Consider the following 22,653-nt stretch of genomic DNA (forward strand, 5'->3'; position numbering starts at 1 on the left):
GGTCCTCCTCATGAGGGGCCGTCCGGGGGGTCGGCCCGGCGGGTGGGCAGCAGGGTGTAGTCGCGGGTGTCGAAGCCGGGGGCGACGACGCAGACGAACAGGGCGTAGACGGGCTCCAGCAGGCGGGTGCTCTGCCAGGTTCCGGCGGGTACGAGGCGGTGCATGCCGTCCCAGGGCCGGTGGTCGCCGTCCGGGCCGAGGCGGTGGGCGGTGGGGCGGTGTCCCGGTGCGCCGGGCGGAGCGTCGGCGGTGAGCAGGTGGGCCGGGCCGCCGTCCTGCCAGATCCACAGCTCGTCGGAGTCGACGCGGTGCCACGCGGCGCCCTCACCGGGGTCCAGCAGGTACTGGATGGCGGTGCCGGCCGCGCGCTCGGAGCGGTGGTCGAGCGGGTGGACGGGCTGTCCGGACTCCCAGATCACGCGGTGCCGGCCGCCTTCGGGGTGCGGTCGCATCGCGTCCCGCAGCGGCCGGGGGGCGTGGTGCGGGTGCTCGGGTGGGGTCATGTCAGCGCTCCGGGGTGTCGGAGGCGGCGCGTTCCGGCTCGCCGGTGAGGTGGCTGGTGTAGACCTCGTGGCCGGGCGAGGGGAGGTCGAGCGGGATCGATCTCGCCTCGACGGCCAGGCGCGCGACCTGCCGCTGGATGCCCTCGTCGAGCTCGTGCAGACCGGGCGGGGGGCGGCGGGTGACGAGGTCGACGACGGCGAGGGCCTGGGCGGCGAAGGACAGGTCCATGGCGGCCGCGGCGTGGCCGGGCCCCCCGGCGGTGTTGACCGGGTTGCCGTCGGCCAGCAGCAGGACGGACCGCCCGGCGGGGTCCGTGAACTCCTCCACCCCGGGCCGGACGGTGCGGGTCGTGCGGCCCGCCGCGAGCGCGGCGCGGTCGATCTCGACGCTGCCGTGCCCGGCACTGGCCAGGATCGCGCCGTCGGGCAGCAGGGCCAGGTGTTCGGCGCGCACCACCCGGATGCTTCCGGTGGCGGTGATCAGGACGGTCGCCTCCCGGGCGGCCGCGGCGAGGGGGCTGACCCGGTGGCCGAGCGCGTGCGCCTCCAGCGCCCGGTAGGGGTCGATCTCGGTCACCAGGACCTGGGCCCCCAGGCCCCGGGCCCGTTCGGCGATGCCCCGCCCCACCGCCCCGAAGCCGACCACCACCGTCACCGATCCGGCGAGCGAGACGTTGGTCAGGGCGACCACCGCGTCCAGCGCGCTGGCACCGGTGCCGTGGCGGTTGTCGAACGTGCCCTTGAGCGCGGAGCCGTCGACGGCCATCACCGGCAGCCCGAGACCGCGGCGCGCGGCGAGGCCGCGGACTCGTCTGACGCCGGTGAGGGTGTGGACGCAGGCGCCGATCAGGCCGTCGAGTTGTTCCGGCCGCTCGGCGTGCAGAAGGCCCAGCAGGGCGTCGGCCTCGTCGATCACCACGTCGGGCCGGCGGTCGAGCAGGGCTGCCGCAACCGGGCGGCCCCCGCCGTCCGGCACCACCTCGATACCGGGCCGGCGCGCGAGCCAGCGGGCCACGCCGTCGGAGGTGGAGGCCGGATTGGAGCCGCTCACCACGAGCCGGGCCCCCGCCTCGCGGTAGGCCAGCAGCAGCGGCACGGTGGACGGCAGCAGGTGCAGGTCCGCCGCGATCAGCAGACCCGCCAACGGGCGCTGCCGCGCGAACGCCCGCCCCAGACCGGCCGTCACCGGCATGGCCCGGACCGCGAGGTGGATGCGCCCCTCCGTCTCGTCCACCGCGGCGCCCCCCTCGACTCCCGTGCGACGCCACCGCCCGCGCTTCCGGATGCACCCGACGGAAGCACAGGGCGACAGGTCCATTACCCTTCGTCATTGAAGCAGGTCGGCCGTTCGGGTGCCAGGGCCGGAGCGGGACGAGATCGCCGGAACCACCCGTTGGTGCGACGGAGAGTTAAGGATCATCACTCCGGGAAGTCGCACGGGGACGGTCCCGCCGCCGCGGCCGGTCCCGTCGCCCCTGCCCCGCGTGATCCTCCGGAGGCGACTTCCCGTGTCACCCGATCCGGCCGCTCCGCCGGCCTGCGACCTCCAGCCCGACTTCCCCTTCGACTACGCCGCCCACCTCGCCGGCGAACGCCGCCTCGGCCGGCTGCCGGACTCGGCGCTCGGCGCGCCGGTGGCCGTCGTCGGTGCGGGCGGCGCGGGGTTGTGCGCCGCGTACGAACTCCTGCGACTGGGGTGCAGGCCCGTCCTCTACGAGGCGGAGTCCTGCCCCGACGGCCCGGGCGGGCGGCGCCTGGGCGGGCGGATGCACAGCCTGCGCCTCGACCCGGCCGACAGCGCGGTGGTGGAACTGGGCTGCATGCGCTTCCCCGACTCCGCGCGGCTGCTGTTCCACTACGCCGACCGGTTCGGCCTGTCCACCGTCCCGTTCCGGGAGAACTACGCCCACCCGACGACCCCGGTGACGGTGTGGGACGTCGACGGGCAGAGCCACCGGGTGCGCACCCTCGCCGACCTGCGCTCCCGGCACGAGGGCTTCCGCCGCGCCCACACCCGCTGGCTGGCCGCGCTGGAGCGGGCCGGCCTGCCGGCGCTGCGGCGGGCCGTGGCCGACCGGGACCGGGCGCAGGTGCGCCGGCGCTGGTCGGCCCTGGTGCGCGGCTACGAGCAGTGGACGTTCCACCGGTTCCTGCGCGACCCCGAGGGAGCGGGCATGTCGGAGGAGGAGGCGAGGCTGCTGGCCACCGCGGGCATCGGCCCGGCCGCCTGGGACTGCTTCTTCGGCATGGGCATGGTGGACCTGCTGCGGCTGCTGCTCGCCTCCGACGGCGCCGTGCTGCACCGCTTCCCGGACGGCGTCAGCGCCTTGGCCGAACAGTTCTGGGCCTGCCGCACCACCGGCCCCGGCGGGCGCGGCACCAGCCTGGAGGAGGTCAACTCCGGTGCGCCGCACCCGGCCGTCACCGCGATCGAGGTGCCCGGCGACCCGCGGCGCGGGGTGGTCGTGCACGACGCGGACGGCGGGCGGGCGAGGTACGCGGCGGCGGTCTTCACCCCGCAGCTCGACCTGCTGGAGACCACCGTCCGGCTGAGCGCCGCGGCGGGCGGTCCGGACCCGCTGGGCCCGCGGCTGCGGCGCGCCGTTCGCTCGGTCACGTACTGGGCGGCCGCCAAGACCGCGCTGGTCCTGGACGAGCCGTTCTGGGAGGGCACCGACCTGGACGGCGTCACGCTCACCGACCGGCTGCCGCGGGCGGCGTACACCAGCGACTTCGGCCCGCCGCGCGGCCCCGGCGGGCGGCGGGCCGTGCTCGACCTCAGCTTCACCTGGTCCTTCGACGCGATGAAGATCGCCGCCTCCTCCCTGCAGGAGCGGGTGGACGCCTTCGTGCGGGAGCTGGCCGCCATCCACCCCGACTCGGCCGAACGGCTGCGGCAGGCCGCGGCGAACGCTCCGGCCGTGACGGTCTCCTGGGCGGAGGAGCCGAACTTCCGGGGCATCGCCCGCTTCTCGCAGCCCGGCGAGTACCGCTTCCAGTACGACCTGTTCCACCAGTGCCTGAAGGACCGCGACGGCCGCTGCCCCGTGCCGGGCGAGCCCGCCAACGCCCTCTTCCTCGCCGGGGACGACACGTCCTGGTCGCCCGGCTGGCTCGACCACGCGCTCGCGACCGGAATCAACGCCGCCTGGGGCGTGATGACCCTGCTCGGCGGGCGCGGCGACCCGGACGCCCCGGGCCCCGGCGACCTGCTCACGCACCCCGACTACCGGCCCCTGCCCCCGGACGAACTGGACGCGCCGTAGCGAGGCCGGCGGGTTCAGCGGCTGCGGCGAACGGCGCCGCGCTGCATCACGAAGTCGACCCGGTGCAGGGCCTCGATCTCCTCGAACGGGTCGCCCGGCAGGGCGATCAGGTCGGCGGTGGCACCGGCGGCGATCCGCCCGAGGTCGGGTCGGCCGAGCAGGTCAGCGGCGGTGCTCGTCGCCGCGCGCAGCACGCGGTGCGGGGTGAGTCCGGCACTGGTCAGGGCCGGGAACTCCCGCCAGTTGTCGGTGTGCGGGAACATCCCGGCGTCCGTGCCGAAGGCGACGGCGGCGCGGCTGGCGGCGACCCGGCGGCCGTGCCCGCGCAGGGCGGCGGCGTGCCGGGCGAGCTTCTCGCGGGTCGGCCGCCGGGCCGGTGGCCAGAAGGCGTCGTCGTCGAGGTGGTCGAGGAAGTGCTCGACGGCGTGCAGGGTCGGCACCAGGTAGGCGCCGTGGTCGGCGATCAGGTCGAGGACCGGCGGCGTGGCGAGGCAGGCGTGCTCGACGGAGCGCACGCCGGCCCGCAGGGCGCGGACCACGCCCTCGTCGGAGAAGGCGTGGGTGGCGCACGGCAGTCCCAGGTCGGTGGCGGCGCCCACCAGGGCGTCCGTCTCGCGCTGGCCGTAGGCGGGCCGGTCGGGCCGGTCGGTGGGGCTGGTGAGGCCGCCGGTGGCGGCGAACTTGATCCAGTCCGCGCCGTCCCGGGCGTCGGCCCGCACCCGCTGGACCAGGGCGTCCGCGCCGTCGGCCAGCGGGCCGATCCTGGCGGCGCCGTAGGGCCGGGCCAGCGGTGTGCGGTCGCTGTGGCCGCCCGTGGCGGAGATCAGGTGGGGTGCGACGAGCATCCGCGGCCCCGGCACCAGGCCCGTGCGGACCGCGTCGCGCAGGTGGACCGCCACCGGCTCCTCCAGGTCGCAGCCCAGGTCCCGCACCGTGGTGAAGCCGCGCTCCAGCAGTTCGCGCAGCGGACGCAGTGCGGTCAGCACCCGGCGGCCGACCGGGTCGCCGGGGTCGCCGGCCGGTGACTCCGCGAGGTGGACGTGGCAGTCGACGAGGCCGGGCATCAGGGTGCGGTCGCCGAGGTCCAGCACCCGGGTGCCGGGCGGGGCCGCCGCGTCCTCGCCCACGCCGGTGATCCGCCCGCCGCGGACCGCGATCCTGGCCCGGGGACGGAGGTGCTCGCCGGTCCCGTCCCACCAGCGGGCGGCGGTCAGCAGCAGTCCGGCCGCCCGGTCGCCCGTCCGGTCGCCGCTCACGGCGCGGTGGGCGGGCGGTGCGCGGCGAGCAGCACGTCGCCGGGGCCGGGGTTGCCGGGTTCGGGCCGGCCGCCCAGCAGGCGCAGCACGCCCCAGGCGGCGTTGATGCCGGAGGCGAGGGCGTGTTCCAGCCAGCCCGGGGACCAGGAGGTGTCGTCCCCGGCGAGGAACAGGGCGTTGGCGGGCTCGCCCGGCACGGCGGGACGGCCGGCGAAGTCCTTGAGGAAGTGGTGGAACAGGTCCGCCTGGTAGGCGTGCTCCCCCGGGCGCGAGAAGCGGCACATGCCGCGGAAGTGGGGCCGGTCCGCCCAGGAGACGGTGACGGCGTGCGCCCGGGCGGCCTGGGCGCGCAGCTCGCCGGCCGCTTCCGGGTGGATGAGGGCGAGGTCGCGGACGAACAGCTCCACCCGTTCCCGCAGGGAGGAGGCGGCGACCTTCTCCGCGTCCCGGCCCCAGGTGTAGCTGAGGTCGAGGACGGCGCGGCGGCCGCCCGGGGCGCGGGGCGGGCCGTAGTCGAAGGTGTAGGAGCTGCGCGGCAGGCGGTCCGTGAGGGTCACGCCGTCCAGCGTGGTGCCGCGCCAGAACGGTTCCTCGACCACCAGCGCGGTCTTGCTCGCCGGCCAGTAGCTCAGCCGGCGCACCGCTCGCCACAGCCTCGGCCCCAGCGGCGAGGTGCCGGGGACGGTGGAGCGCAGTTCGACGCCGGTCTGCAGCAGGTGCAGCTGGGGCGTGTAGACGGCGGCGGCGAAGCGCCGGGCACGGCCGTCGCGGCTGTGCACCACGACCCCGCCCGCCGGGTCGGGGTCCACCTCCAGGGCCGTCACGGCGGGGCGCGGGGCCCCGTCGTTGATCCGCTCCAGGCTGACGGCCGCTCCGGCGGGGCCGGTGGTGCGGTGCGTCCAGAACCCCTCGGCCAGCGCGCTGATGCCCTCCTGCGCGTAGTACTGCGTGGTGTCGTCGGTGGCCAGCAGCAGGCGGAGGATCTCCAGGACGCTCAGGTCGAAGAAGCTGTCCCACAGACCGGGGCCGACGCCGGCGGTGCCCAGCAGCGCGGCCTGCTCGTGGGTCAGCCCCGCGCCGTCCCGGTCGCGCAGGAACCGGTAGAAGCTCCACTGCTCGTACTCCCCGACCAGCGCGCGCCACAGGCACCCCGCCCGCTCCGCGTCGCGGTCGGCCAGCGCCGCCTGGAGGCGGGGCAGGCCGATGCGGTCCAGTGCCGCCAGCCACCGGCGGTGCGCGGTCGCGAAATCCTCGTGCCGGGCGTACAGGTCGGTGATCCGCCGCACCGCGAACCGGGCGCCGTCGACGTCCAGGACGGTCAGCGGCGTGGTGCCGGGGGTGTAGTTGTCCCGGCACGGGCGCCAGTGCACCCCGAAGCGCCGCGCGTACTGGCGCAGCAGCGCCGCGGAGTCCGGGAACCTCATGCAGCCCAGTTCCACGACGGCGCTGTCCGCCTCGGTGTGCCGGTAGGAGAACATCCGGCCGCCGAGCCGCCGGCCGCCCGGGCCGCCCTCCTGGGCCTCCGCCTCGTACAGGACCGGCCGGAGCCCGGCCCGCATGAGCTCGTACGCGGCGGCCAGGCCGCTGCCGCCCGCGCCGATCACCGCGACGGGCCGGCCCAGGGCCTGCGCGGGCAGGCGTCCGATCCGGCGCCCGTCCGCGAGGTGCGCCGCGTAGTCGAACGGGAAATCGACCTGGAGCCGCGCCGGACGGCCCGACGCCCCCGAAGGGGCGCAGGTGTCGGTGCCGGGCGTCTGATCGGTTTCCGGGTCCATCGCCACCACCCCCTGGCGGCGGGGTTCTCCACCCCGCCCTCCCCCGTGTTCGATTCCCTTCCTGACGCCCCGTCACACTGCCGGAGTGGAAACAGCCGTGCCGTGGACGCCCGCGCCCGTGCCCGGGCACCGGCCACGGCCGACCGCTGCACCCCGGCCGGTGACAGCCGCGCAGATCCGGCCCCGCCCCACCCGTCCCGCCGCCGGACGGTGGCGGCGGTGGAGGCCGCGCCGGAGGCGGGCGAGGTGGAGCGGGCGGTCCCCGGGGCGGTGCCGCGGCGGCGAAGCAGCCGTCGGCACTTGCCGTGGTCGCAGCCGCGGTCGGCGCAGAGCCCGCGGGGGCGTCGGCGCGGTCGTCCGCGCGGGCCCCGGACCGGTGGGGCCGCGTCCAGCGACGGCGGGAGCCGGGCGGCGTCGTGCCGGTTCCCGCCGGTCAGGGCGACGGCGGGCGGGGTGCCGTGCCGGTCGGTGAGCAGGTGGTGCCCGCCGCCCGGCCGGTCCCGGCCGACCGGCCGCACGGGCCGTGGCGCCAACCGCGCCCCTCGCACCGACGACCCCGCCGGGGACCGGCCCGTGCGGCCCTGCCACCACCCCCCGCCCGCCGGTTGACCGGGCGACGGGAAGAACCGACAGGTGATGTCCCGAGTGCCGCCTCCCCCGACCGACTTCACGGTCGGGACGGCAGGACGGGGGCCTGTGGCCCCTCGGCTCCCGTCAGGACGGGCTCAGGTGCAGGCGGACGGTGGTCAGCTCCGGACCGGAGTCGATCTCCACCAGGTCGCACAGTTGGCGCACCACCCACAGGGCGTGCCCGCGCGGCTGCCGGGGATCGGGAGGCAGATAACCCAGGTACCAGTCGACGCTCCCCCGGGAGGGACCGGTGACGTCGCACACGACGCGGTGACCGGAACGGCACAGGGTCAGCTGCCCACCGCCCCCGTGCTGGACGGCGTTGGTGACGATCTCGTTGACCGCGAACACGAGGCGCCGCGCGCCCCTGTCGTCCAGCCCCAAGGAGGCGGCCCGCTCCGTGACGAAGGCCCGCGCGGAAGCCGGATCGTCACCGAACCGCATCACCGCCCGCTCGCCCTCGGCGACCACCGCGGACAGCCGCCGCGCCCAGGGAGCGTCCGCGGCGTCGGGAGCGGCGTATCGACCGCTCGGGTGCGCGGCCCGACCGGTCACCGTCTCCGGGTGGGTGCGGCGGGCGTCGTCCACCACGTCGCGGGGCAGCACCCGGGTGTCGTAGGGGCAGACGATCCACGCCGGACAACTGGCGAAGGCGGCGTTGATCACTGCTTCGTAGCGGGTCCACTCGGCCTTCTCCAGCGGGTCCCGGCCGTGCCACACCGGCTCGCCGATCACCCGCACCTGCCGGTGCGCGCCGTCGGCGGTGCGCCGGTCGACGTAACGGTGGTAGGCCCCCAGCGTGCGTCCCGGCGCCCTGTACCAGTCGAGTGCGTCGATGAGCTCCACCCGGGCGGCGTCGCCGTCCAGGGCCCGGCGCAGCAGCGAGATGTTGGCGCCGGTGGTCACCGCGAGGACGGCGTCCCCCCGGTCGAGCCCGTCGCGGCAGAACGGCACCGCGGCGGCGAGGAACTCCTCGTCGCTGCCGTAGACCAGCGCCTGGTGCGTCAGGCGTCCCCCCTGCTCGGGGCGGGGGCCGCGCGAGCTCGCGGTCGCGGTCATCCGGCCGTCTCCCGCGCGGTGACGGCCAGCGCCGGCTCCTGGTCCCAGCCGACCACGCTGATCACGTGCTGCAGCATCGGATCGAGGTCGACGACGTGCAGTCGCCGTCCCGGGGAGAGCCGTTCGGCGGTGCGCACCAGGGCCCGTATCCCGGCGAGGTCGAGGAAGTGCAGGTTCCCGGTGTCCACGGTGATGTCGCCGGGCCAGCCCTCGGCGGTCCGGAGGGCGGCGGCGAGCGCTTCGGCGGAGTGGAAGTCCACGTCGCCCTCCACCCGCAGCGAGCGCCGGCCCCGGTGGAAGGACGGCACCAGCCGCAGCGTCGAGCTGCTGTGCAGCGGAACGGCTTCCACCATGCCGGGGTGGGCCCGCCCGAAGGCGTGCAGGGCTGCCGCGTCGAACCGCCGGGCGTCGTACTGGCAGATCGCCGACGCACGCCCTGCGGCGAACACGGCGTCGACCTTCCGCTCGTACTCGGCGAGCCGCTCGGCGCCCGGTACGCCGCGCAGGGCCCAGCCCATCTCGCCGCTCACCCGGAAGCCGGTGTAGCCGGCCGCCAGGGCGTCCGCGACCTCCCGGTTCAGCGCGGCGACCATCGCGTCGGGGTCGAAGGGGCCGGCTGCCAGGTAGCCGGCGCCGGCCGTGGTGACCTGGAGCCGCCCGTCGGACAGGGCCTCACCGGGGTCGGTCCCCGCCTCGCGCAACCAGTCCAGCACCTGCCGGGGGGTGCACTGGTCGGCGTAGTACACCACCCGCTCGCCGCGCTCCAGCCCGTCGCGCAGGTAGGCGGTGACCACGCGGCGCTGTTCCTCGTCGTCGTCGAACGCCAGGCACAGGTGGTCGCCCTGCCCCATGTCCCGGACCTGGCGATCCTCGATGATGCGCTTCGTCACCTCGACCACACGGCCTGTACCGCCCCTCCTGGGGCCGCCCTGGTCCGATGGCCCAGTGGCGTGCCCGCGCCAGTCTATCGTCGGCTCGTCAAGCCCCGGCCGGTACCGGCCGGGGCTCCGGACGGCAGGTTCACGGACCGCTGTCGGCGGCGGTGACGTCGGCCAGGCCGGAGATGGCCAGGATCGGGTCCAGGAGGGGGTTGGCGACGAGCTCGATCCGGTCGGCGTGGCGGAAGAGCACGCTCAGGCCGGCGCTGTCGAGGTACTCGACGGCGCTGAGGTCGAGGACGAGGGGGCCCTGGATGCTGTCGAGCGCGTCCGTCAGGTCGGCGGTGTTGCTCATGTCGATCTCGCCGACGGCGGTGAGCACGGCCGTGCCGTCGGGCCGCCGGCTGGGCGTGAGGGTCAGGGGCGTGGTCATCAGGCGATCCTCGTGTGCATGTCGACGGTGGTTCCGGCTGGTCCGGGGTTGACGCTGACGTGCTGCATCAGGGCGCGCATCAAGCCCATGCCGCGTCCTCGGTGGGTGTTGTGCTCGGGCTGGGGCGGCTTCCAGCGCCCGGTGTCGACGATGGTCAGGTGCAGGTTGTCGACGAAGGCTTCGGCCCGGAAGTAGACGGTGTCGCCGGGGGCGTCGCGGTGGCCGTGCTCGATGGCGTTGGCGCACGCCTCGCCCGCGGCGACGAGGATGTTCTGCACGGTCGCCTGGGGCAGGTCGCACTGCGCGAGCCAGCCCCGCAGCGCCTTGCGCACGGGGGCGAGCTGGGAGGACTCGGCGGGGAAGGACATCTCCAGCGGGGCGGGGTGGCGGTACAGCAGCAGAGCGACGTCGTCGTCGTAGCCGTCGGCGGGCGCCAGGCGGGACATGACGTCGGTGGCGAGGTCGTCGACGGCCGTGTTGCGGCCGTCCTGGAGTGCCTCGCCGGCCTGGCCGATGCCGGCGGTGATGGGCCGGCGGCGGCGCTCGACGAGACCGTCGGTGTACAGCAGCAGGGTGGACCGGGGCGGGATGGTGCAGGTGCTCTCCGGGCGCGGCCTGCGCGGGCGCACGGCCAGCGGCAGGGAGCGGCCGCCCTCCAGCAGCCGGGTGGTGCCGTCGGGTTGGACGAGGATGCCCGGCGGGTGTCCGGCGCTGGAGTAGGTCAGGTGGCCGGTCTCCGGGTCCAGGACGCCGCAGAAGACGGTGGTGCAGGCCGCGCCCGGCACGCTGGCGGCGAACTGGTCCAGGGCCGTCAGCACCTGTGCGGGGTCGGCGTCCTGCAGCAGCAGGGCGCGGCAGGCGCTGCGGAGCTGGCCCATGACGCTGGCTGCTTCGAGTCCGCGGCCGACGCAGTCGCCGACGACGATGCCGATGCGGCCGTCCGGCAGGGTGACGGTGTCGTACCAGTCGCCGCCGACCTCCAGGGGCCGGGTGGCGGGCTCGTAGCGGACGGCGAAGCCGTCGGGGAGGTGGGAGGGGCCGAGGATCGCGCGCTGCAGGGCGATGGCGGTCTCGCGCTGCTGGTCGATCTGGTGCGCGCGGGCCAGGCCCTGGGCGAGGTGGCTGGCCAGCAGGGACAGCAGGAGCTGGTCCTCGCCGGTGAAGGGCCGGAGGCTGCCGAGGTCGAGCCACAGGACCAGTCGTCCCTCGGGGTGCTCCAGGGTGACGCCCGCGCCGCCCTGCCCGGCGGTGGCGGTGAGCAGGGGCTGCCGGCGCAGTTCGGTGAGTGTCCGGCGCTGTTCGACGGGCAGGTGCTGCCAGGTCAGGTCGGCGTCGGTCGCGGTGAGGGTCGGCCGGTCGTCCTGGTCGAAGACGACGGCCGCGGCGTAGCGGGCGTTCCAGAGCTTGCCCAGCTCGGCCAGGGCTCCGGTCACCGCTTCCGGCACGCTGGTGGCTCGCGACAGGCAGGTGCCCAGGGCCGCCAGGGCGCTTTCGCGCTGGATGGCGTAGTGCTCGGCGGTCACGTCCCGGAAGGTGCCGACGATGGCGGTGCGGCCGGTGGTGGGGTCGTGGACCTGGTTGAAGGTGGCGGTGGCCCACAGCCGGTGCCCGTCCCGGTGGGTGACGGGGATGGTGTAGCTGCCCCGGCTGTGTTCGAGCAGGTTCTGGAAGGCCTCGGTCACCCGGCGGTGCGCCTCGGGGTCGGTGGTGGCGTCGGGCCACCAGGGGTGCACGGGCCGGTAGGGCAGTCCTTCGGGACCGTAGCCGAGGATGGCGGCGAACGCGGCGTTGATCTCGACGACGGTGCCGTCCTCGTCGCAGACGAAGAAGGCCTCCTGGAGGGAGTCGACCAGCGCGGTGCGCCAGCGGGCGTGCTGGTTGCGCAGCCGGGAGAGCTCGATGTTGGCGCGGACCCGGGCGAGGAGTTCGGCGGCGGCGAACGGCTTGACCAGGTAGTCGTCCGCGCCTGCCTGGAGACCTTCGATGGAGGCCTCCTGTCCGGCGCGGGCCGACAGCAGCAGCACGGGGACCGATGCGGTGCGGGGGTCGGTGCGCAGCGCGCTGACCAGGGCCAGACCGTCCAGGCCCGGCATCATGACGTCGCTGATCACCAGGTCGGGCGCGTCGGCGCGGACGGCGCCCAGCGCCTGCCACCCGTCCTGGACTTCGTCGACCCGGTACCCGGCGCCGCGCAGCAGGCGGGCGAGGTACTCGCGCATGTCGGCGTTGTCGTCGGCGACCAGTACCCGCGCCGGGAGCGCCGCGCCGTTCGCGGGCGCGTCGCCGTCGGTCTGCGGGAGGACGGGGGCCGGCTGTCCGGACGGCGCGGCGCCCTGCTCGCCGGGCAGCCAGCGCAGGGCCTCCTGGAGGTAGGGGTCCGCGGCGGAGGCGGGAAGGACCCCGTCGCCCGGGAGGAGGGCCTCGGCGGGCAGGTGCGCCGACCCGAACGGCAGGCGGATGGTGAAGCGGGTCCCCTCCCCCTCGACGGAGGCCGCGGTGATGGAGCCGCCGTGCAGGCCGACGAGTTCCTGCACCAGGGCCAGACCGATTCCGCTGCCCTCGTTGGAGCGGGAGCGGGCGTTCTCGATGCGGTGGAACCGCTCGAACAGCCGGGGCATCTCCTCGTCCGGTACGCCGATCCCGGTGTCGGCGACGGTGACCACGGCCTCGCCGTCCCGCGCCTCCACCGCCACCGTGATCGAGCCGTCGAAGGTGAACTTCAGCGCGTTGCTGAGGAGGTTGAGGATCACCTTCTCCCACATGCTCCGGTCGACGTACACCGGTTCGGGCAGCGCCGCGCAGTCGACGTGGAAGTCCAGGCCGGCCCGGTCGACGGCGGAGCGGAACACGCTGGCCAGTTCCCGGGTGACCGCCGCGAGGTCGACGGGCGCGTAGCTGGCCTGCATCCGGCCGGCTTCGATCCGGGAGAAGTCGAGCAGGGTGTTGACGAGTCGGCCCAGGCGCAGTCCGTTGCGGTGGACGACGTCGAGTTCCTCGCGCACGTACGGGTCCGCGTCGGCGAGCCGGTTCCGGAGCTCTTCGACCGGCCCCATGATCAAGGTCAGGGGGGTGCGGAACTCGTGGCTGATGTTGGAGAAGAACGTCGTCTTGGCCCGGTCCAGCTCGGCGAGCTCCTCGGCCCGCCGCTGCTGCGCCTGGTAGCTGCGGGCACTGGCGACGCCGGTGGCGACGTGCCCGGCCACCAGCTCGACGAACCCGCGGTAGCCGTCGTCGAGTTCCCGGTAGCGGTTCAGGCCCGCCACCATGAACCCGTACGGCGCGCCGCCCTGTTGCAGCAGGGGGACCACCAGGGCCTGCACCGGCGGCTGCTCCCAGGCTCCGGCCGGCAGGTCGGCGAACGGCGCGCCGTCCAGGGGGACCAGGACGCCCTCCCCGTGGGCCACGGCCGCCACCGGCCACAGCGGGTCGGTGCCCGCCCGGAGCCGGGGCGCGGCGACCGGGTGGGACGCCGGTATGCCCGTGGCCGCGGCGAGCCGGGCCCCGCCCTCGTCGTCGGCGAGGTAGGTGAGGGTGAACGGCAGGTCGTACGGGTTGCGGCCGAGCTGGGCGGCGACGAAGTCGAGCATCTCCTGCTCGGTCCGCACCACGCTGGGATCGGAGCCCAGGTCGCGCAGGGTGGCCATCCGGCGTTCGCCGATGACCCGTTCGGTGTCCTCGCTGACCACGCACAGCATGCCCACGGGAGTGCCGTCGTCGTCGTGGAGCGGGCTGTAGGAGAAGGTGTGGTAGCTCTCCTCGGTGTAGCCGGAGCGCTCCAGGAACAGCAGCAGCCCCTCGTCCCAGGTCGCCTCCCCGGTGGTGAGGACGGCGTCGATGCGCGGGCCGATGTCGCCCCAGATCTCCGCCCACACCTCGGCGGAGGGGCGACCCAGGGCCCACGGGTACTTCTGGCCGAGGGTGTCGCGCCGGTAGGCGTCGTTGCAGAAGAACGTCAGCTCCTCGCCCCAGGCCATCCACATGGAGAACTTCGACGACAGCAGGATGCGCACCGCGGTGCGCAGGCTCTGCGGCCAGTGCTCGGGCTCACCGAGCGGCGTGGCCGACCAGTCGACCCGGGCCAGGTCGGCGCCGACGCTCCCGCCGACCGCGAAGACCTCGTTCCCGGCCGTCGACGGCGCGGGACTCCCGCCTTTGTCCGCACGTGTCACTGAGCACCCTTTCGTGAGCCTGGAGCGGGAGGGGACCTTGACTCGTTCCGTAGGATAGATCAGTCGCGTTTGTGGTCGGTAAGGACCGTACGGAGCAGCAGGGCAGCAGCACCCGCCGCGCTGCGCCGGCCGGTGCGGAGCGGCTCGTCCCGGCGGGCCGGTCGGCGCGGTGCCCGTCGGGGGCGGCGCGGTTGTCGTCGGGTGCCGCCCGTCCCGTACCGTTCGACGGAGGCAGCCCCCTGCTACCCGCACAGGAGAAAAGGTGTCCGATCGTACTTTTACCGCCGCCAGGCTCCGGCACCCCTCCGGGGTGGACGTGTTGCGCGCGGCCGGCGAACTCGATCAGCACACCGCGCCGGAGCTGACCCGACTCGTCGAAGAGGCGACCTTCGGGCCGGACAACCCCGTGGTGATCGACCTCTCCGGCCTCACCTACTGCGACTCCACCGGCATCACCACCTTCGTCATCGCCTACAACCTGGCGCGGGACACCGGTGCCCCCTTCGTCCTGGTCGGTCCCAACAGCGATCTGATGCGTGTCTTCCGCATCGTCGGCCTCGACCAGCTCTTCACCTTCCGGCCCACCCTGGACTCCGCGCTCGACGCCCTGGCCCCCTCGCCGGAGGCGGGTGCGCCGCTCCCGGCCGGCGAGACCCGATGAGGCCGGGAGGCGCGCGCCGCGCTCCCACCAGCCCGGCCACCGGAGAGCGGGGAGGAGGAAGAGGATGACCGAGACCCCCTTCCACTCCGACCGGATGTCCGACCGGATGTCCGACCGGATGCGCCCGTCCGCGACGGCCGGCGGCCCGAGCACCGAGACCGACCTGCGGGCCCTGTTCGGCGAGTCGACGGCGGTGTTCGCCTCGATGGCGGGCCCCGCGCACCTCCTGGAGGCGGCGAACCCGGCGTTCTTCACCGCCATCGGCCGGGCCGACCGGCCGCAAACCGGCCTGCCGATCGGCCAGTTGATGCCCGAGCTCGCCGAGCAGGGGTTCCTGGCGCTCCTCGACCGCGTGTACCGCACCGGCCGCTCCCACACCGGCCGTGACGTACGGGTCGTGCTGGGCGTCGGCGCGCGGGCCCGGGAGGCGTTCTTCGACTTCACGTACGAACCCCGGCGCGACAAGGGGGGGAACGTCACGGGAGTGCGGATGATCGGGGTGGAGACCACCCAGGTCAAGCACGCCCAACGGCTGACCGCCGAACACCGCGTCCTCCTGGAGCAGATCGCCCGCCAGGCCCCCCTGTCCGAGGTCCTGGAGGGGATGGCGAGGGCGATCGAGGAACTGTCGCCGGGGGTGCTCGTCTCGGTGCTCCTGGCGGACGAGGACGGCCGCCACCTGCGCCACGGCACGGCCCCCAGCCTGCCGGCCTTCTACAACCGGGCGATCGACGGCATCGCCACCGGTGAGGGCGTGGGCTCCTGCGGGACGGCCGCCCACCGGCGCCGACGGGTCATCGTCTCCGACATCGCCACCGACCCCTACTGGGACGACTTCCGCGACCTGGCCGAACGCGCCCGGCTCGCCGCCTGCTGGTCCACCCCCATCCTGGCCCGCGACGGGCGCCTGCTGGGCACCTTCGCCATGTACCACCGCACACCGAGCACCCCGAGCGAAGCCGACCTCGCACTGGCCGGCGTGTTCGCCGACACCGCGGCCCTGGCCATCGAACGCCACCAGGTCGAGCAGGCCCGCTCGGCCGCCGAAGCGCGGGAGAAGGCGGCCCGGGACGACCTGGCGTTCCTCCTCAAGGCCAGCACCGCCCTGAGCGCCGACCTCGACCACACCGAGATCCTCAAGCGCCTGGCCACCCTGTGCGTCCCCGACCTGGCCCCGCTGAGCGCCGTCGACATCCTCGAAACCGGCCGGCTCCGCCGCGTCGCCACGGCCGCTCCCGACGAACCCGCCCGGCACCTGCTGGCCTCCCACGGCCAGGCCGACCCGACGGACGGCCCGGCCGCGCGCGTCCTGGACTCCGGCCTCAGCGAGGTCGCCCGCCGACCCCCCACCGAAGCCGGCCCCTGGGCCGAACTGGACGTCACCGCCTACCTGTGCGTCCCGCTCACCGACGGCGGCCGGCTCTTCGGAACGCTGACCCTCCTCAGCACCGGCGGCCGCACCTTCGACGGACGGACGGTCGTCCTGGCGGAGGAACTCGCCCGCCGCGCCGCCTCCGCGGCCCGCAACGCCCTCCAGTACTCCCAGCGCGCCGCGCTCGCCCGGGACCTCCAGGCCGGGCTCCTGCTGCCGGACCTGCCGGATCTGCCGGGCGCCGAAGTGGCCACCCACTACCACCCCGCCGGCGAGGGACTGGAGGTCGGCGGCGACTTCTACGACGTCTTCCCGCTGGAGGGGGACCGCTGGGCCTTCATGCTCGGCGACGTCAGCGGACGCGGCGCCCGGGCCGCCGCCACCACCGCCCTCGTCCGCAACACCGCCCGCGCCGTCGCCCCCCTGCTGGCCGACCCGGAAGCCGTCGTGCAAGCGGTCAACCGCGCGCTGACCGACTGGCACAACCAGAACGGCACCGGCTTCGTCACCCTCGTCTACGGCCACTTCGTCCCCACGGCCACCGGGTTGGACATCGAACTCATCAGGGCCGGCCACACCCTGCCCCTCCAGCTGACCGCGGAGGGCACGCACCCCGTCCACAGCGAGGGCCTGCTCCTGGGCATCATGCCCCGCCCCCGGCTGGAGACCCGCCGCCTCCACCTCGACTCCGGCCAGAGCCTGGTCCTCTACACCGACGGCATCACCGAAGCCCGCAACGGCGACGGGGAGCAGTTCGGTGAGGACCGCCTCCTCGACGCCCTCGCCCCCGCCACGAGCAGGGAGGCACCGGCCGTCCTGGCCACGGTCGTCGAGGCGGTCCGGGCCTTCACCGGCGACAGCGGCACCGACGACGACCAAGCCGTCCTCGTCCTCACCGCCACCGCGTCCGTCGACGGGTGACGCACGGCGGACGCCTGCCGCGCCGGAACCCCCGGCGCCCCGTCATCAGCTACTGGAGGGCGGTCACCCGCCTCGTCCGCCTCGTCCGCGCACCGGCCGACGCCCACCACGACCGCCTCATCCGGCCAGCACCGCACAGCGGGCAGCCGCAGATCTCCCTCTGTCCCAGGTCGGACACCGTTTTCCCACCGGTGGTCGCAGCCCAGGAGCACCCTGGCAAGGGCAGACCCTCGCGCACCCGGCCCCTTCCGAGGCAGTCACCGTGCGCACCCCCGCCCCTCCCCCCACCGGCCGCCACCGCACCCCGCGCACCGACGACCGGCCCGGCGACCACCACCTGACGCGGCAACAGAAAGAGCCAGCACTTGGTCTCCCAAGTACCGGCTCTCACCACCGACATCACTGTCGGGACGACAGGATTTGAACCTGCGACCCCTTGACCCCCAGTCGCCCGGCGATGGCCGTCACCGCACGTCAGAGCGTAGACAGCCCGCGCTGTCCGTTCACCGAAAGCCACCTCGGAGACGGCGATAGACGACGCGTGGTCCCCGCGCGTCTCCGGTTCTCCCACTCCGTCACAGCTGTCGTGGCCATCACCCGCCCCCGGCCACCATGGGCCGATGGAAGCTCAAGTGTTCGGGCACGCGCTCAGACCGCCCGTTGTAGGTTTGGCCCAGTCATCAGCGCGGCCCGCCGGGCTTCCCTCCAGGGACATGCCCCCACCCGCACGAGTCACTTCGTGCTGCCTGGGAGCATGTCTTGCTGTTCCGCGACTCCGCGTCCGCGGTCGCCGCCGAGAGGCTGGCCGGATCACTGTTCGTGCGCCTCATCGACCAGTTCGTCCACCAGCACGGCCACAAGCCCGGCCCGTCCGAGGTGCGCTCCTGGGAGATGAGCATCCCCGAGCTGACCAACGCCCTCCTGGACGCCGGACTCGGCGCGGTCGAGGTGCTCCTCGAGTACTCCCTCCCGCTGAACAGCAAGCGGGCCGACGCCGTGCTGGCCGGCGTTCACCCGGTCACGGGCGAGCCGTCGTACGTGGTGGTCGAGCTCAAGCAGTGGAGCAGCGCGCTCCCGGAGGACGGCGAGCCGTTGCTGTGCCGGATCGATGCCTACACGCGGCCGGTGCTGAACCCGATCGAGCAGGTCCGCGGCTACTGCGACTACCTGATCTCCTTCAACGGGGCGCTCGCCGAGCACCCCGAGCGGATCTCCGGGGTGGCGTTCCTGCACAACGCGACGGAGTTCGGCGTTCAGGGCCTGTACGAGGTGCCGCAGGACGAGCGCGGCCGGCTCTTCACCCGCGAACGGCGCGGGGAGTTCGTCGAGTACCTGCGCTCGAAGCTGAAGCCGGTCCCCGGCGCGGAGGCCGCGGATCTGCTGCTCGCGGGCAAGATCGCTCCGTCCCGGCAGTTGATGAAGGCCGCCGCCGACGAGGTGCGCGAGCGCGAGCAGTTCGTCCTGCTGGACGAGCAGCGGATCGCCTACGAGCTGGTGCTGCGGGCGGTGCGCCGGGCGCAGCAGTCCGATCACAAGCAGGTGGTCGTCATCACCGGCGGCCCGGGCACCGGGAAGAGCGTGATCGCGCTGTCCCTGCTGGGCGATCTGTACCGGCGCGGAGTGACGGCCTTCCACGCGACCGGGTCCAGTTCGTTCACCACCACGATGCGCCGGGTGGCCGGGGCGCGCAAGCGCCAGGTGCAGGAGCTGTTCAAGTACTTCAACAGCTTCATGACCGCCGAGCGCAACGAGTTCGACGTGCTGATCTGCGACGAGGCGCACCGGATCAGGGAGACCTCGGCGAACCGCTACACCCGGGCCGCCCAACGCACCGGCAAGCCCCAGATCGAGGAGCTGATCGACGCCGCCCGGGTGCCGGTGTTCCTGCTGGACGAGCACCAGGTGGTCCGGCCGGGCGAGATGGGCACCGTGGCGCAGATCAGGGCCGCTGCCGCGGTGAAGGGTCTGGAGTGCGAGGTGGTCGAGCTGGACAGCCAGTTCCGCTGCGGCGGCAGCGACGCCTACCTGCGCTGGGTGGTGCGCCTGCTGGGTCTGGAGCCCGGCGGCCCGGTCGGCTGGGAGCCCGACGGCAAGGTCGCCCTCGAAGTCGTGGACGCTCCCGAGGAGTTGGAGGCGTTCCTCGACGCCCGGCGCGCGGAGGGCTACGGCGCCCGGATGTCGGCCGGGTACTGCTGGAAGTGGACCACCAAGGTCGCCCCGGGCGATCCGCTCCCCCTCGACGTGCGGATCGGCGACTGGGCCCGCCCGTGGAACGTCTACGGCGACCGCTCGATCGCGGGCGCCCCGCCGGCCGCGCTGTGGGCCACCGACCCGGCAGGCTTCGGCCAGGTCGGCTGCGTGTACACCGCCCAGGGCTTCGAGTACGACTGGAGCGGCGTCATCCTCGGCCCGGACCTGGTCTGGCGCACCGACCACTGGGTCCCCGACCGGACGGCCTCCAAGGATCCGGTCTTCCGCAAGTCCACCAGCGACGCCGACATCAACCGCCTGATCCGCAACACCTACAAGGTCCTGCTCACCCGCGGCATGATCGGCACCGTCGTGTACTCCACGGACTCGGAGACCCGCGCCAAGCTGCGCGAGCTGGTACGCCCACAAATGGCTCAGACAGCTCGCCAGAAGACTGATGCGACTGTCTGATCATTCCGGTGCAAGGCAACTGGGTTGACGCCGACGTGACCTCGTTGATCGAATTACTCTGGCACACGTTGGCTTCTAGGGTGGGGAACAGACCGGGTGGCGCTCGACAGTCCGAAGCTCAAGGACGTCCTCGCGGACGTCGCCTCAGGCACGCTGCAACTTCCCGACTTCCAGCGTGAGTGGAAGTGGGACGACGACCGGATCCGGGCCATCATCGCCACGGTGACGCTCGACTATCCGCTCGGCGTCGTCATGACGCTCGAGACTGGCGGCCACTCCCCGTTCCGGGCCCGCACGCTCACTGGTGCCAGCTTGGTCGAGGACAAGGTACCGAGCCTTCTCCTGCTTGACGGCCAGCAGCGACTCACCTCGCTCTTCCAGGCCCTGTACCTCGACGCGCCGGTCGAGACGGTCGACGCGCGAGGCAAAGCGATCAAGCGCTGGTACTACGTCGATATCGCCAAGGCTGTCGGGTCCTCCGCGGACCGGGACGAGGCGATCGTCTCCGTGCCCGAGAACAAGGTTCTGCGCACCGACTTCGCCCGGACGGTCGTCCTGGACCTTCAGACCACCGAGAACGAGTGCGCCGCCGGTCTCTTCCCGCTGCACTTCGTCTTCGACGCCAAGCGCGTGAACACCTGGCAGAAGGCATTCGTCAAGGCGGACGAGGACCGGAACTGGGATCTGTGGAGCCAGTTCGAGCAGCGGGTGCTGGACCAGGTGCGGACCTTCCAGGTGCCGATGATCCGGCTGGCCGCGTCGACCTCGATGGACGCTGTCTGCGCAGTCTTCGAGCGGGTCAACACGGGCGGCGTCCCGCTGAACGTTTTCGAGCTGCTCACCGCTACCTACGCCGGGGACCGGGCCTACACCGAGAAGAGCGGTGGAGACTACTACCAGCTCCCCGTCATCTGGCAGACCATCAAGCACGACCTGGCCACCCGGTTCCCGGTGTTCGGCCGGTTGGACCAAGGCCTCGAAGACGGCCTGAGCAGCAGCGACTTCCTGCAGGCCGTCGCCCTGGTACGCACCTGGGAACGCAAGCAGTCGCGGCCAGGCACCGCGGTCTCGTGCAAGCGGCGCGACCTCCTCGAGCTTCCGCTCGCCGACTTCGACCGGCTCGCCCCCCTGCTGGCGAAGGCGTTCGACTGGGTCGGAGATTTCCTGCAGCAGCAGTGCATCGTGCGCGGGACCGACCTGCCCTACCGGACTCAGCTCGTCCCGCTCGCCGCAGTCCGTGCCATCCTCGGCGCAGAGACCGAGGGCCTCGCGGCCGAGGAGATGATCACCCAGTGGTACTGGTGCGGGGTACTGGGCGAGATGTACGGCGGATCCACGGAGACCCGCTTCACCCGTGACGTCGAACAGCTCATTGCCTGGATTCGCGGGGCGGGGGACGTCCCCGACACGATCGCCGACTCCTATTTCTTCGCGGAGCGCCTGGACACCCTCACCACCCGCAACAGTGCCGCCTACAAGGGGATCTACGCCCTGCTGATCAAGCAAGGCGCAGTGGACTGGCACTTCACGGGTGCTCCGCTCAGCCCCAAGCGGTTGGACGAGCACAGCGTGTACGTCCGGCAGATCTTTCCCAAGGGTTGGGTCAGCAAGACCCGCGGGCAGACGTATCCGACCAACTCGATCGTGAACAAGACGCCGCTCTCGTACCGCGCCTCCCAGGCGATGACGGGGCCGCCTGCCACCTATCTGCCCTCGCTGGTCGCGGCGTCGGACATGCGGCCGGAGTGGTTCGACGACGTGATCGCCACCCACCTCATCGACCCGGACGCGTTGCGCAACAACGACTACGAGCGCTTCTACATCGACCGTTCCAAGCAGTTGGTGGATCTGGTCCAGACAGCCATGGGCAAGCGGACCGCGCTCCGCGGGCTGGTGGACGGTGACGGCCCGCGATGACCAGCACCCCGTCTGACCAGGAGATCCTGGTGCTCAAGGACTCCCGGGTCCCCGTGGAGCAGATCCTCACACTCTTCGGGGTCCGGGTCCGCAACCACCAGACCGTGTACATGATCTCCCGGGCCTTGGCGGACGTCGGGCTGGCTACCGTCCCGGACTTCGCCGTCTGCCACCAGCATGACTACGTCGACGTAGTGGCCTTGGCCGCGGTCGTGCCCGAAAAGGATGCCGAGGAGGAAGACGACGAGGATCCGCTGCCCTCACACATCCTTCCGCGGCGGATCCAGATCGGTGAGCTCGAGGCTGCCCGCCGCGGCGTCACGACAGTCAACCTCAACGGCACGGTGTCGCAGGCGACCTACTTGATGCGCACCAAGGGGCTCGCCCATATCCCGGTCATTACCGGCATGGCGGCGCTGCACGGTGTCGTGACCTGGAGCTCGCTGGCACGGATGTACGAGACGGGTAAGTCGCCGACGCTCGAGAATGCGATGCAGAAGGACTCCCTTCCGGTGGCGGACGCCCGTCAGGAGTTCTTCAGCTGCCTACCCGTGATCAAGGAGCACGGCTACCTTCTGGTGCGCGGCGACGACGGTTGCCTGTCAGGTCTGGTGACGGCGGCGGACGTCACCGAGCGCTTCGAGGGCGCGGCGCGCCCCTTCTTCCTGGTTGGTGAGATCGAGTCCTTGCTGCGCAGGTGCCTCGGCGCAGCTCTCGATCAGGAGGCGATCCGGGCGGTGCAGACCAACAAGAAGGCGGACCAGCGGTCGGGCCTGGTGACCGATCTGATGTTCGGCGACTACCTTCGCCTTCTGGACGGGACCCAGTCCAAGCCGGTCATGGCTGCCAACGCCGACGCGAACTGGGCCGCGCTCGGCTGGACCGCCATGGACCGCACCCAGTTCGTCCGTCACCTGGAGCGGGTGAAGGACATCCGCAACCGGATCGCCCACTTCGATGCGAAACCCCTGCCTGCGGAGATGATCGAGGAGCTGGTTGCCTTCACCAAGCTGCTGCGTGACTTCGCCTCCTGAGCCGCCGCTCCCGGCAGTCTGGCTGCACCCACGAGTGTCCCGATGTCCACCCTGTTCGAATTTCACACGCCTCCTCCGCACACCACCTGCACCGGCTACCATCTGGGGTGTTGATCTG

General features: G+C 73.3%; 14 protein-coding genes and 1 pseudogene. 6 read left to right on the forward strand and 9 right to left on the reverse strand.

Features of this window, described 5'->3' with window-relative positions; genetic code table 11:
* Positions 1 to 8: 8 nt before the first annotated feature.
* On the reverse strand, positions 9 to 503 hold the full coding sequence (locus tag ACIQVD_RS28580; protein WP_402292125.1) for a cupin domain-containing protein: 495 nt from the start codon (positions 501 to 503) through the stop codon (positions 9 to 11).
* Between the two features lies 1 nt (position 504).
* Positions 505 to 1,737, reverse strand: a complete 1,233-nt coding sequence (locus ACIQVD_RS28585) for an adenosylhomocysteinase (RefSeq protein WP_400690670.1) — start codon at positions 1,735 to 1,737, stop codon at positions 505 to 507.
* A 274-nt stretch (positions 1,738 to 2,011) separates the two neighbouring features.
* Here ACIQVD_RS28585 and ACIQVD_RS28590 point away from each other — a divergent pair, with 274 nt between their 5' ends.
* Positions 2,012 to 3,769 carry a flavin monoamine oxidase family protein gene (locus tag ACIQVD_RS28590; RefSeq protein ID WP_402292126.1) on the forward strand — a complete coding sequence of 586 codons (1,758 nt, stop codon included), beginning with the start codon at positions 2,012 to 2,014 and terminating at the stop codon, positions 3,767 to 3,769.
* A 14-nt stretch (positions 3,770 to 3,783) separates the two neighbouring features.
* Here ACIQVD_RS28590 and ACIQVD_RS28595 read toward each other — a convergent pair whose 3' ends face one another.
* From ACIQVD_RS28595 to ACIQVD_RS28625, 7 genes and pseudogenes are all read right to left on the reverse strand, one after another.
* A complete protein-coding gene (locus tag ACIQVD_RS28595) occupies positions 3,784 to 5,025 on the reverse strand; it encodes an amidohydrolase family protein (RefSeq protein WP_402292127.1) in 1,242 nt (413 codons plus the stop codon).
* The gene (locus ACIQVD_RS28600; protein ID WP_400690661.1) at positions 5,022 to 6,800 is read right to left on the reverse strand and encodes a flavin monoamine oxidase family protein; all 1,779 of its coding nucleotides are present in this window, start codon (positions 6,798 to 6,800) and stop codon (positions 5,022 to 5,024) included. Before ACIQVD_RS28600 ends, ACIQVD_RS28595 begins: the two co-directional genes overlap by 4 nt.
* A gap of 262 nt (positions 6,801 to 7,062) precedes the next feature.
* Positions 7,063 to 7,312, reverse strand: a pseudogene (locus ACIQVD_RS28605) (transposase); the annotation flags it as partial.
* 202 nt (positions 7,313 to 7,514) lie between these two features.
* Positions 7,515 to 8,489 (reverse strand): anti-sigma factor RsbA family regulatory protein, encoded by a 975-nt coding sequence (locus ACIQVD_RS28610; RefSeq protein WP_400690658.1) that lies wholly within the window; start codon positions 8,487 to 8,489, stop codon positions 7,515 to 7,517.
* Positions 8,486 to 9,379: an MEDS domain-containing protein gene (locus ACIQVD_RS28615; protein ID WP_400690655.1), complete on the reverse strand. Its 894-nt coding sequence runs from the start codon at positions 9,377 to 9,379 to the stop codon at positions 8,486 to 8,488. The genes ACIQVD_RS28610 and ACIQVD_RS28615 overlap by 4 nt, the downstream gene beginning before the upstream one ends.
* A gap of 130 nt (positions 9,380 to 9,509) precedes the next feature.
* Positions 9,510 to 9,800: an STAS domain-containing protein gene (locus ACIQVD_RS28620; protein ID WP_400690652.1), complete on the reverse strand. Its 291-nt coding sequence runs from the start codon at positions 9,798 to 9,800 to the stop codon at positions 9,510 to 9,512.
* Positions 9,800 to 13,969, reverse strand: coding sequence for a SpoIIE family protein phosphatase (locus tag ACIQVD_RS28625; protein WP_402292128.1), 4,170 nt, complete (start codon positions 13,967 to 13,969; stop codon positions 9,800 to 9,802). Before ACIQVD_RS28625 ends, ACIQVD_RS28620 begins: the two co-directional genes overlap by 1 nt.
* A gap of 262 nt (positions 13,970 to 14,231) precedes the next feature.
* Here ACIQVD_RS28625 and ACIQVD_RS28630 point away from each other — a divergent pair, with 262 nt between their 5' ends.
* The 5 genes from ACIQVD_RS28630 to ACIQVD_RS28650 all read left to right on the forward strand — a co-directional run bounded on the left by ACIQVD_RS28630 (position 14,232) and on the right by ACIQVD_RS28650 (position 22,535).
* On the forward strand, positions 14,232 to 14,630 hold the full coding sequence (locus tag ACIQVD_RS28630; RefSeq protein WP_400690646.1) for an STAS domain-containing protein: 399 nt from the start codon (positions 14,232 to 14,234) through the stop codon (positions 14,628 to 14,630).
* Positions 14,631 to 14,694: 64 nt separating this feature from the next.
* Complete coding sequence (locus ACIQVD_RS28635; protein WP_400690643.1) at positions 14,695 to 16,923, forward strand: SpoIIE family protein phosphatase; 2,229 nt, start codon at positions 14,695 to 14,697, stop codon at positions 16,921 to 16,923.
* 759 nt (positions 16,924 to 17,682) lie between these two features.
* Entirely contained in the window at positions 17,683 to 19,584 is a 1,902-nt protein-coding gene (locus ACIQVD_RS28640) for a DNA/RNA helicase domain-containing protein (protein ID WP_402292129.1), read from the forward strand.
* Between the two features lie 96 nt (positions 19,585 to 19,680).
* A complete protein-coding gene (locus tag ACIQVD_RS28645) occupies positions 19,681 to 21,501 on the forward strand; it encodes a DUF262 domain-containing protein (RefSeq protein WP_402292130.1) in 1,821 nt (606 codons plus the stop codon).
* The gene (locus ACIQVD_RS28650; protein WP_402292131.1) at positions 21,498 to 22,535 is read left to right on the forward strand and encodes a CBS domain-containing protein; all 1,038 of its coding nucleotides are present in this window, start codon (positions 21,498 to 21,500) and stop codon (positions 22,533 to 22,535) included. Before ACIQVD_RS28645 ends, ACIQVD_RS28650 begins: the two co-directional genes overlap by 4 nt.
* Positions 22,536 to 22,653 lie beyond the last annotated feature (118 nt).

This window comes from Kitasatospora sp. NPDC090308 (genome assembly GCF_044769485.1).
Taxonomy (GTDB): Bacteria; Actinomycetota; Actinomycetes; order Streptomycetales; family Streptomycetaceae; genus Kitasatospora; species Kitasatospora fiedleri.